Here is a 10,392-nt window from a genome sequence, read left to right as displayed (position 1 = left end):
GCCCCCTGGGCCGCGCCGCCGTCGTCGCTCGTGCCTTCAGGCCTTCTCGCAGGTCTCCCGGTCAGGCCCAGAGCTGGCCCTCGAGGGCCTCCTCGGCCTCGCCGAGGGTGCCGCCGTAGGCGCCCGTCGACAGGTATTTCCAGCCGCCGTCGCAGACCGCGAACGCCACGTCCGCGCGGGTGCCGGCCTTGACCGCCTCGTGCGCGACCGCCAGCGCCGCGTGCAGGATCGCGCCGCTCGAGAAGCCGGCGAAGATGCCCTCGACCTCGACCAGCTGCCGGGTCCGCAGCACCGCGTCGCGGGTGCCGACCGAGAAGCGCCGGGTCAGCACGGTCTCGTCGTAGAGCTCGGGGACGTATCCCTCGTCGATGTTGCGCAGGCCGTAGACCAGCTCGCCGTAGCGCGGCTCGGCGGCGATGATCTGAATGCCGTCGACCTTCTCCCGCAGGAACCGGCCGGTGCCCATCAGCGTGCCCGTGGTGCCGAGGCCCGCCACGAAGTGGGTGATCGTGGGCAGGTCGTGCAGCAGCTCAGGCCCGGTGGTCTCGTAGTGGGCGCGGGCGTTGGCCGCGTTGCCGTACTGGAAGAGCATGACCCAGTCGGGATGCTCGGCCGCGATCTGCTTCGCCGTCGCGACCGCCTGGTTGGAGCCGCCCGCGGCCGGCGAGAAGATGATCTCCGCGCCGTACATCCGGAGTATCTGCACGCGCTCCGAGGAGACGTTCTCCGGCATCACGCAGACCAGCCGGTAGCCGCGCAGTTTCGCGACCATGGCCAGGGAGATGCCGGTGTTGCCGCTGGTCGGTTCCAGGATCGTGTCGCCCGGGCGCAGCCGCCCGGACTCCTCCGCCTCGCGCACCATGAACAGTGCCGGGCGGTCCTTGATGCTGCCGGTCGGGTTGCGGTCCTCCAGCTTGGCCCAGAGCCGCACCGGCGGTGCCCCCTCGGGCACCGTCGGCGAGAGGCGGGGCAGGCCGACCAGCGGCGTGCCCCCACAGGCGTCAAGCAGGCTCTCGTAGCGAGCCATGACGGCTACTTTCCGAGCAGGGCCGCGGCGGCGGCGAAGCCCAGCGCGCCGCCGGCCACCGCCGGCAGGATCGTCACGGCGTCGCCGTCGGCGAGCTTCGCGTCGAGCGCGCCGAGGAAGCGGACGTCCTCGTCGTTGACGTAGATGTTGACGAAGCGGTGCAGGCCGCCCTCGGGCGTGAGCAGCCGCCCCTTGAGGCCGGAGTGCTTGGCGTCCAGGTCGTCGATCAGGCCGGACAGGGTCACACCGGAGCCCTCGACGACCTTCGAACCGCCGGTGTAGCTGCGCAGGATGGTCGGGACGCGAACTTCGATAGCCATGGCTGTGATGCTCCTAGTAAAGAGAGAGTCGAGTGAGTTCGGGGGCAGGCCGGCAGAGGTCGCGTCAGCGACACTCGTAGTAGACCGATGCCGGGCTCTGGCCGAACATGTACGACTGGACGGCGTAGCCGTCCGCACTCCCACTCACGCGTCCACCGTCGCATCCACGATGTTGACCTCTTCCTCGGTCACCACACCGTCCACGATACGGAACGAGCGGAACTCCTCGGAGTCGGGCTCGCGGGTCGAGACCAGGACGTAATGGGCACCCGGCTCGCCGGCGAAGGAGATGTCGGTGCGGGACGGGAACGCCTCCGTCGCGGTGTGCGAGTGGTAGATGACCACCGGCTCCTCGTCGTTGTCGTCCATCTCGCGCCAGACCCGCAGGTGCTCCATCGAGTCGAACTCGTAGAACGTCATCGACCGCGCCGCGTTGTCCATCGCGATGTGCCGGGTGGGCAGGTCGCTGCCGATCGCCCCGGCGACGACACCGCAGGCCTCGTCGGGGTGGTCCCGGCGGGCGTGGGCGACGATCGCGTCGACGATCGCGCTGTCGATGGTCAGCACGTTGCTCACATTACCGCGACCGGGCGGCGCGCTGGGCGTGGCAGTGCTCACGCGCGTACCGATCGATGGACGGGGTATGCCTTCGGGTATGAAGCAGCGAAGCATCGGAAACGTCCAGGTGGGCGCCGTCGGGCTCGGCGGCATGCCGATGTCCATCGAGGGACGCCCCGAGATCGACCGCTCGGTCCGGACCGTGCACGCGGCGCTCGACGCCGGCGTGACCCTGTTCGACACGGCCGACGCCTACCACATCCACGCCGACGAGGTCGGGCACAACGAGACGCTGATCGCCCAGGCGCTGGCGAGCTGGGGCGGCGACACCTCCGGCGTGCTGATCGCCACCAAGGGCGGGCACCTGCGCCCCGGCGACGGCTCGTGGACCGTCGACGGCTCCCCCGCGCACCTGCGCGAGGCCGTCGAGGGCTCCCTGAAGCGGCTCGGCGTCGACGCCATCGGCCTCTACCAGTTCCACCGCCCGGACCCCCGGATCCCGTACGAGGATTCGGTCGGCACCGTCCGCGACCTGCTCGACGAGGGCAAGATCCGGCTGGCCGGCATCTCCAACGCGAACACCGAGCAGATCCGTCAGGCGCAGGAGATCCTCGGCGGCCGGCTCGCCTCGGTGCAGAACCAGTTCTCGCCCGCGTTCCGCTCCTCGGAGCCCGAGCTGCGGCTCTGCGACGAGCTGGGGATCGCCTTCCTGCCGTATTCGCCGCTGGGCGGGATCTCCCGGGCCGGCGCCCTGGGTGACCGGTTCGCCGAGTTCGCCCGGGTCGCCGCCACGCACGGGGTCAGCCCGCAGCGGGTCGCGCTGGCGTGGATGCTGGCGAAGAGCCCGCGCGTCGTCCCGATCCCGGGCGCCAGCCGGCCCGAATCGATCATCGACTCGGTTCAGGCGTCCGAGCTGACCCTGACCGACGCCGAGCAGGCCCAGCTCGACGCGGCCTGAGCGGCGGGGCGCTAGCGCTCGTCGATCTCCGGCAGCGCGTTCAGCAGGGATTCCTGCAGGTATCCCAGGTACGCGTAGACGGAGAGTTGGAAGACCCGGCTCGACGCGGGGTCGTGGACCACGGCCTCGTCCAGCTCGTCGTTCAGATCGGTGTCGCCCTGGATGTCGAGCCGGGTACCCATGGCCAGGCGCGCGTCGTTGATCGCGCGCAGCCAGGCCTCGGCCTCCTCGCCGTCCAGGCGCACCTCGCCCGGCCCGTCGTCGGGCAGCGCGGCGAGGATGGCCCCGGCCTGGTCGATCTTGCCCGTCTTGAGGTCGCCCTCGGTGTAGAGGCGGAATTCGGCGGAATCCTCGGGCCGGTCCGGATAGATGTCCGGGAAGAGCCGGCCGACCACCGGATCGGTGTGGTCGAAGCCGTCCATGAGCAGGCCAACGACCTCGCCCGCGACCTTGCGCAGCACGCGCACCTCGTCAACGGCGAACATGGCAACGCACTGGCTGCCATTGCGTCGGAACATCTGTCAGTCCACCTGCCAACTCACGCCCGGTCAACCGTTGCCCACAGACCGTAGCCGTGGAGTTGCGAAGCGTCCATCTCCATGCGCTCCCGCGCGCCGGTGGAGACGACCGCCTTGCCCTTGTTGTGTACATCCATCATCAACTGCTCGGCCTTGTCGTGGCTGTAGCCGAACAATTTCTGAAAAACCCAGGTCACATACGACATCAGATTGACCGGATCGTCCCAGACGATAGTCACCCACGGCCGGTCATCAGCGGGTACCTCCTCGATCTGCGGCGTCTCGACGGGAGCGACCTGAGGCAACGCCATGCCCCCATCGTGCCACGCCGATTCGGCCTGGGGTCGAACCGCCGACGCCAGCGCGTCGCGCAGAGGTGGGCTTCGCCCACCGGGCGCACCCGTGATGGGGCTGCTGGGCCTGGGATCCGGGTAGGCGCCCGGGCCCGCCCCGCCAGGCTGGGCCCGGGCAGTCACGCCGGCACCGCCGAACCGTATGGGACCACCGGGGACCCAAACAGATGTCTGATTACTCACCGTTTCGACCTTCGATACTCATTTTCGAACGTAGTACGAGCGTGACCTGAAGATGACGGATCTCGATATGCTGGCTCGGTGGAGCACTGGGAATTCGTCGGTCGCGCCGACGAGTTGGCCCGTCTCACGAGCGCCGCGACGACCGACTCGGACCGCGGCCTGATCCTCAGTGGGGCCGCCGGCATCGGCAAGAGCCGCCTGCTGCATCAGGCCGTCTCGAAGCTGCCGACGGAGCAATACGCGGTGCACAGCGCGTCGGCCAACATCGCCAGTTCCGGGCTCCCGTTCGGCGGCCTCGCCCAGATCCTGCCGCCCGACGTGCCCGACGGGCTCTCACCGGCCGGGATGCTGCGCTGGGCGGTCGACGGCCTGAACGCCGCGGCCGGCGACCGGCCGATCGTGCTGGCGATCGACGACGCGCACCTGCTCGACCCGCCCTCCGCCGCGCTGGCCCACCTGCTGGTCCGGGAGGGCGCCACGCTGCTCGGCGCGCTGCGGATCGCCGAGCCGGTGCCGACCCCGATCAGCGCATTGTGGACCGAGGGCCTGCTGAGCCACGCCGAGCTGGCGCCGCTCACCGACGAGGAGGCGCGGGAACTGCTCACCGCGCTGGTCGGCGGGCCGGTCGAGGCCGGATCGGCGCAGCGGCTCGCCCGGCTGGGCGGGGGCAACCCGCTGCTGTTGCGCGAGCTGATGCTGGCGGCGACCGGCGGCGGCGAGCTGACCCAGACGTACGGGTTCTGGCGCTGGAGCGGGCGCCTCACGCTGGCGCCGAGCCTCGCCGACCTGGTCGACGCCCGGATCGGCGAGCTCACCGCCGGCGTCCGTGACGTGCTCGAGCTGGTCTCGTTCGGCGAGCCGGTGGAGCTGACGCTGCTGCTGCGCGGCGCGGAGCCCCGGGACGTGGAGGCGGCCGAGGAGCGCGGCCTGATCCGGGTGGTCGCCGACGAGCGCCGCCGCGACGTCCGGCTCGCGCACCCGCTCTACGGCGAGGTGGTCCGCCGCGGCTGCCCGGTGACCCGCTCCCGGCGGCTGCTGGCCGGCCTCGCCGACCTGGTCGAGGGCACCGGCGCCCAGCGCCGCGACGACCTGCTGCGGATCGCCGCCTGGCGGCTCGACGCGGGCACCCGGCAGGACGCCGCGCTGCTGCTCGCCGCGGCCCGGCAGGCGTTCGACCATTTCGACATCGGCCTGGCCCTGCGCCTGGCCGCGGCGGCACACGCCGCCGGCGGCGGCTACCCGGCCGCCGAGCTGCACGCCACCGTGCTGCTCTTCGCCGACTGCCCGGAGCAGGCCCTCGCCGTCCTGGACGCCACCCCGGACGACAGCGCCCGCGGGATCACGGCCCGCGCCGCTGTCGAGTTCCTCGGGCTCGGCCGGCCCGAGGCCGCCGCCGCGCTGGCCGCGGCCAAACCGACCGAGCCGGCCGACGCCGCCCGGGTGCACGCGCTCGAGGCGTTCCTCCGGCTGCAGCTCGACGAGCTGGAGCCGGCCCGCGTCCTGGCCCGCGGCGTGCTCGGCGAACCCGCGGCCGGCGTCGCGACCAAGTCGCTGGCCCGCTGCGTGATGGCGTTCCTCGCGGCGGCCGGCGGCGACCCCGACGCCGGCGCCGAGCAGATCGCCACGGTCGTGGCGGACGCGGCGGCCTGGCGCCGCGACAACCCGGTGGTGCAATACGCGCTGCTGCTGGCCGAGGGCACCATGGCCAGCGTCTCGCTCGACCTGCACGCCATCGACGGGATCCTGGCGGCGGAGTTTGCGCACCTCGCCCAGGCCGGCGGCTTCGGGTTCGGCTCCGGCTGGGCCTCGCTGCTGCGGGCCCGGGCCGCGCTGCTGCGGGGCCGGACCGACGAGGCGCTGCGCGCCACCGAGCAGGCCTGCGCGGCGCTCGCCCCGGCCCGCGTCTACGACGGCAGCGCCCACTTCGCCCGCGCCAACGCTGCGGCGCTGCTCGGCCAGGTCACGCTGGCCGTCGAGGCGCTTGCCATCGCGGAGTCGGCCACCGGCGGCGGCGTCGCGCTCTACTACCCGTGGCGGGAGCAGGCCCGCGCGTGGACGCTGGTGTGCCGGGGCGAGGTCGCCGCGGCGGCGCAGGTGCTGCGCGGCTCCGCGGCCCGGGCCCGGGCCGACGGCTTCCACGGGCACGAGTTGCTCACCCTCTACGACCTGGTCCGGATCGGGCGCCCCGACCTGGCCGCGGACCGGATGACCGCCCTGGCCGGGACCGTCAGCGGCGGCACGGCGCAGCTGCTGATCCGGCACGCCCGGGCCTGCGCGGACGAGGCCGCCGAGGACCTGTTCACGGTCGCCCGCGAGTTCGCCGTGCTCGGCTACCAGCTCTTCGCGGCGGAGGCCGCGGCCGGCGCGGTCCGGATCTTCCGCCAGGCCCGGGACCCGCGGGCGCTGGCGGCGAGCACGCTGATGGCGGACGTGCTCGGCCGCTGCGGCACCATGCGCACGCCCGCGCTGCTGGCGGTCCAGCCGGCCCTGACCGTCCGCGAACGCCAGGTGGCCGAGCTGGCCGCCGAGGGGGTGCGGAGCCGGGAGATCGCCGACCGGCTCTACCTGTCACCACGCACGGTGGAGAACCACCTACAGCGGGTCTACACGAAGCTGGGCGTGAACGGGCGGGTCGAACTGGCGCCCGCGCTTCGACTGTTCCCGCGGTGAAGCCGGGCCACGGGCGCGGAACGGGCACGCCTAAGGTGGATCAGTGACCCCATTCGCGCCCGCACTGCTGACCGACCAGTACGAGCTGACCATGGTCAGCGCCGCCCTCAAGGACGGCACGGCGAACCGCCGCAGCGTCTTCGAGGTGTTCGCCCGGCGGCTGCCCACCGGGCGGCGCTACGGCGTGGTCGCAGGTCAGGGGCGACTCATGGAGCTCATCCGCGATTTCCGCTTCACCGCCGAGGACATCGCGTTCCTGCGCGGCTCGGGCATCGTCGACGAGACCGCCGCCGCCTGGCTCGCGGACTACCGCTTCACCGGCGACATCGACGGGTACGCGGAGGGCGAGCTGTTCTTCCCCGGCTCCCCGATCATGACGGTGTCCGGCGGCTTCGCCGAGTGCGTGGTGCTGGAGACGCTCATCCTGTCGGTGCTCAACCACGACTGCGCGATCGCGGCGGGCGCGGCCCGGATGGTCACCGCCGCCCGGGGCCGGCCGATCATCGAGATGGGCTCCCGGCGTACGCACGAGGAGGCCGCCGTGGCCGCGGCCCGCGCGGCCTACCTCGCCGGCTTCGCCTCGACGTCGAACCTCGCCGCCGGCGGCCGCTACGGCATTCCGACCACCGGCACCTCGGCGCACGCGTTCACGCTGCTGCACGACGACGAGCCGGCGGCGTTCGCCTCGCAGGTCGCGGCCCTCGGCAAGAACACGACGCTGCTGGTGGACACCTACGACATCGCGCAGGGCATCCGCAACGCGATCGCGGTGGCCGGGCCTGACCTGCGCGCGGTCCGTATCGACTCGGGCGACCTGTCGGTGCTGGCCCAGCACTCCCGCGAGCTGCTCGACTCCCTCGGCGCCACCGAAACCAAGATCATCGTCTCGGGCGACATGGACGAATACTCCATCGCCACGCTCGCCGCCGAGCCGGTCGACATGTACGGCGCGGGCACGGCGGTCGTGACCGGCTCCGGCGCGCCCACCGCCGGCCTCGTCTACAAGCTGGTCGAGGTCGAGGGTCGCGCGGTGGTCAAGCGCTCGGAGAACAAGGCCACCGTCGGCGGCCGCAAGACCGCGATCCGGCGGCACAAGCCCACGGGCACGGCCACCGAGGAGATCATCGTGTCGCAGGGCGTGCCCGACCACGTCGCCAACGACCGGCTCCTGCAGCGCTCATTCGTGGTCGGCGGCGAGATCCTGACGACGCCGACGCTCACCGAGTCCCGCAACCACCTGCGCCAGTGCCTGATCTCGATCCCGTGGGAAGGCCTGAAACTGTCCGCCGGCGATCCGGCCATCCCGGTCACCGTGGTACCGACCTCCTGAGAGGCATGACATGTCGCGCGCGCTCATCATCGTCGACGTTCAGAACGACTTCTGCGAGGGCGGCTCGCTGGCCGTGCCCGGCGGGGCCGGAGTGGCCGCGGGGATCACGGCGGCGCTGAGCACCGGCGCCTGGGAGCACGTCGTGGCGACGAAGGACTACCACGTCGACCCGGGCGCGCACTTCAGCACGCACCCGGACTTCGTCGACTCCTGGCCGGCACACTGCGTGACGGGCACCCCCGGCGCCGACTTCCACCCGGCGCTGCGGACGGACAAGGTCGAGGCGGTGTTTCACAAGGGCGCGCACGCGGCGGCCTACTCGGGCTTCGAGGGCCACACGACCGACGGCGAGGGGCTCGCGGACTGGCTGCGGTCCCGCGGGGTGACCGAGGTCGACGTCGTCGGCATCGCGACCGACCACTGCGTGCGCGCGACGGCGCTGGACGCGGCCTCGGCGGGCTTCGCCACGACCGTCCTGCTGGACCTGACCGCGGGCGTCGCGCCGGCGACCACGACGGCGGCGCTGGCCCAGTTCGCGCAGGCCTCGGTGCTCACCACCGGCACGCCGGTGGTCGCCGGGACGTGACCTCGATCTAATCGGGTTGGGGTTGTCGCACCCCAGGCGCAGACTGTCCCGCGGAGGTTAGGACCGCTATGACACTGACGCCTTACCGGGAGACGCTCGCCCTGCGCGGCATCCGCTCGCTGCTCATCGTGGCGACGCTGGCCCGTATCCCGATCACGGCGGGCACGGTCACGCTGACGCTGCACGTCACCCAGGATCTGCATCTGGGATACGCGCTGGCCGGCCTGATCGGCGCGGCCTTCACCATCGGCAACTCCATCGGCGCGCCCGTGATGGGCCGGATCACCGACCGCAAGGGCCTGCGCCCGGTGCTGCTGCTCACCACGGTCGCCGAGGTCATGTTCTGGACCACGTCGCAGGCCATGCCCTACTGGGCGCTGCTGCTGGCGGCCCTGGTCGGCGGCTTCCTGACCCTGCCGGTCTTCGCCGTCGCCCGCCAGTCGATCGCCGCGCTGGCGCCCGAGTCGCACCGCCTGCCGGCGTTCGCGCTGGACTCGATCACCACCGAGCTGTCGTTCATGGCCGGCCCGGCGCTGGGCGTCCTGGTCTGCACCACGGTCGGCGCCCGCACGGCGATGCTGGCCGTCGGCGTGGGCGTCCTGATCTCCGGCATCGGCCTCTACCTGCTGAACCCGCCCGTACGGGGCAGGGACGAGGCCCCGATCTCGGCCGGCGAGCGCGTCCACCGCAGCACCTGGCTGCGCCCCAAACTGGTCGCGGTCCTGGCGATCAGCTGCGCGGCGACGCTGGTGCTGAGCGGCACGGACGTGGCGGTGGTGGCGGTGCTGCAAAATGCCGGCGAGGTGGGGTGGACCGGCGCGGTGCTCGGCATGTGGGCGGCATACTCGCTGGTCGGCGGGTTCGCCTACGGCACCGTGCGGCAGGGGCTGTCCCCGGTCGCCCTGCTCGCGCCGATGGCGCTGCTGACGATCCCGGTGGGGCTGGCGGGCGGACGCTGGTGGCTGCTGGGCCTGCTGCTGCTCCCCGCCGGCGCGCTGTGCGCCCCGACGATCACGGCCACCGCGGACGCGGTCAGCCGGCTGATCCCGGCATCGGCGCGCGGCGAGGCGATGGGCATGCACAACTCGTCGCTGACGGTGGGTGTGGCGCTCGGTGCGCCGCTGTCCGGCTTGGTGATGGACACCTGGTCGCCGGCCTGGGGATTCGCGGCCGTCGGCAGCGTCGGCCTGCTGGTGGCGGCCCTGACCCTGCCGGCCGAGTTCCAACGCCGCCGAGCGGCCGGCGCCGCCCTCACAGCCGGCACCGCTCCCCCAGCCGGCACCATTCCCGCCGCCCGCACCGCCCCTGCTGCCGGCACCGCCCCTGCTGCCGACGTCGCCCCTGCTGCCGACGTCGCAACGGCGGCTGACACCGCAGCGGCCAGCCCTGCCGCGGCCGGCTCATCCGCAGCCTGACGTCCCGGACAGACTCCGTGGCTGGCGTGCCTGTCCGGGGCGCGGTGGTGGTCAGCCGCGACGCCGCGGCTTCACTCCAGTACCACCTCACCGACGAGTGCGGCCGCAGCAGATTCCCGATTCCACAAGATCCACCTCATCCGAGACGACGACGGACTGAGGTGCGGCACGCCCAAGTCCCAATAACGCGCTCGGCCAAGGAGTAGGCGGGGTTACGTTCCGTCGACCTCAGGAACCCTCGACGCCCGCACGCCACAACCTTGAGGAAGAACGGCACGGAACACGCCCCGGCTCTCCAACGTCTGCAAGCACCGGGCGGATGGGTTGCGTTCTGTCGACAACGAGGAATTCAGCATCCGGGGTCTCGATCTGACCGAAACAACCGGGTGGGTCGGCGGCAGGGTCAGGGTGGAGCCCTGACCATGGCGTCCACACCATCGCAGCGTGCTTCAGCGCGCCCAGACAGACTCCGCA

9 protein-coding genes and 1 pseudogene are annotated in these 10,392 nt (G+C 72.3%); 5 read left to right on the top strand and 5 right to left on the bottom strand.

All coding sequences use genetic code 11. The annotated features are described in order from the left end of the window. Positions 1–61: 61 nt before the first annotated feature. From AB0F10_RS05280 to AB0F10_RS05270, 3 genes and pseudogenes are all read right to left on the bottom strand, one after another. Positions 62–1,027 (bottom strand): cysteine synthase, encoded by a 966-nt coding sequence (locus AB0F10_RS05280; RefSeq protein ID WP_360620550.1) that lies wholly within the window; start codon positions 1,025–1,027, stop codon positions 62–64. 5 nt (positions 1,028–1,032) lie between these two features. Next, positions 1,033–1,347, bottom strand: a complete 315-nt coding sequence (locus tag AB0F10_RS05275) for a MoaD/ThiS family protein (RefSeq protein ID WP_360620549.1) — start codon at positions 1,345–1,347, stop codon at positions 1,033–1,035. A gap of 64 nt (positions 1,348–1,411) precedes the next feature. After that, positions 1,412–1,914 (bottom strand): annotated as a pseudogene (locus tag AB0F10_RS05270) (M67 family metallopeptidase). Positions 1,915–2,002: 88 nt separating this feature from the next. On the opposite strand from AB0F10_RS05270, the gene AB0F10_RS05265 reads away from it, so the two are divergent. Further along, positions 2,003–2,863 carry an aldo/keto reductase gene (locus AB0F10_RS05265; RefSeq protein ID WP_360620548.1) on the top strand — a complete coding sequence of 287 codons (861 nt, stop codon included), beginning with the start codon at positions 2,003–2,005 and terminating at the stop codon, positions 2,861–2,863. 11 nt (positions 2,864–2,874) lie between these two features. Here the strand turns inward: AB0F10_RS05265 and AB0F10_RS05260 are convergent, their stop codons facing one another. Beyond that, the gene (locus tag AB0F10_RS05260) at positions 2,875–3,381 is read right to left on the bottom strand and encodes a DUF2017 domain-containing protein (RefSeq protein WP_360620547.1); all 507 of its coding nucleotides are present in this window, start codon (positions 3,379–3,381) and stop codon (positions 2,875–2,877) included. A 20-nt stretch (positions 3,382–3,401) separates the two neighbouring features. Continuing rightward, positions 3,402–3,692 (bottom strand): ATP-dependent Clp protease adapter ClpS, encoded by a 291-nt coding sequence (gene clpS / locus AB0F10_RS05255; RefSeq protein ID WP_360620546.1) that lies wholly within the window; start codon positions 3,690–3,692, stop codon positions 3,402–3,404. A 303-nt stretch (positions 3,693–3,995) separates the two neighbouring features. Between clpS and AB0F10_RS05250 the strand changes: the two genes are divergently transcribed. The 4 genes from AB0F10_RS05250 to AB0F10_RS05235 all read left to right on the top strand — a co-directional run bounded on the left by AB0F10_RS05250 (position 3,996) and on the right by AB0F10_RS05235 (position 9,918). After that, positions 3,996–6,587, top strand: coding sequence for a LuxR C-terminal-related transcriptional regulator (locus AB0F10_RS05250; RefSeq protein ID WP_360620545.1), 2,592 nt, complete (start codon positions 3,996–3,998; stop codon positions 6,585–6,587). 43 nt (positions 6,588–6,630) lie between these two features. Beyond that, entirely contained in the window at positions 6,631–7,917 is a 1,287-nt protein-coding gene (locus AB0F10_RS05245; RefSeq protein WP_360620544.1) for a nicotinate phosphoribosyltransferase, read from the top strand. A 10-nt stretch (positions 7,918–7,927) separates the two neighbouring features. Further along, positions 7,928–8,503: an isochorismatase family protein gene (locus AB0F10_RS05240; RefSeq protein ID WP_360620543.1), complete on the top strand. Its 576-nt coding sequence runs from the start codon at positions 7,928–7,930 to the stop codon at positions 8,501–8,503. A 68-nt stretch (positions 8,504–8,571) separates the two neighbouring features. Beyond that, positions 8,572–9,918, top strand: coding sequence for an MFS transporter (locus AB0F10_RS05235; RefSeq protein WP_360620542.1), 1,347 nt, complete (start codon positions 8,572–8,574; stop codon positions 9,916–9,918). Positions 9,919–10,392 lie beyond the last annotated feature (474 nt).

Origin of the sequence: Actinoplanes sp. NPDC026623 (genome assembly GCF_040638275.1) — a bacterium.
Classification (GTDB): domain Bacteria; phylum Actinomycetota; class Actinomycetes; order Mycobacteriales; family Micromonosporaceae; genus Actinoplanes.
This window is presented reverse-complemented; position numbering and strand designations above follow the sequence as displayed.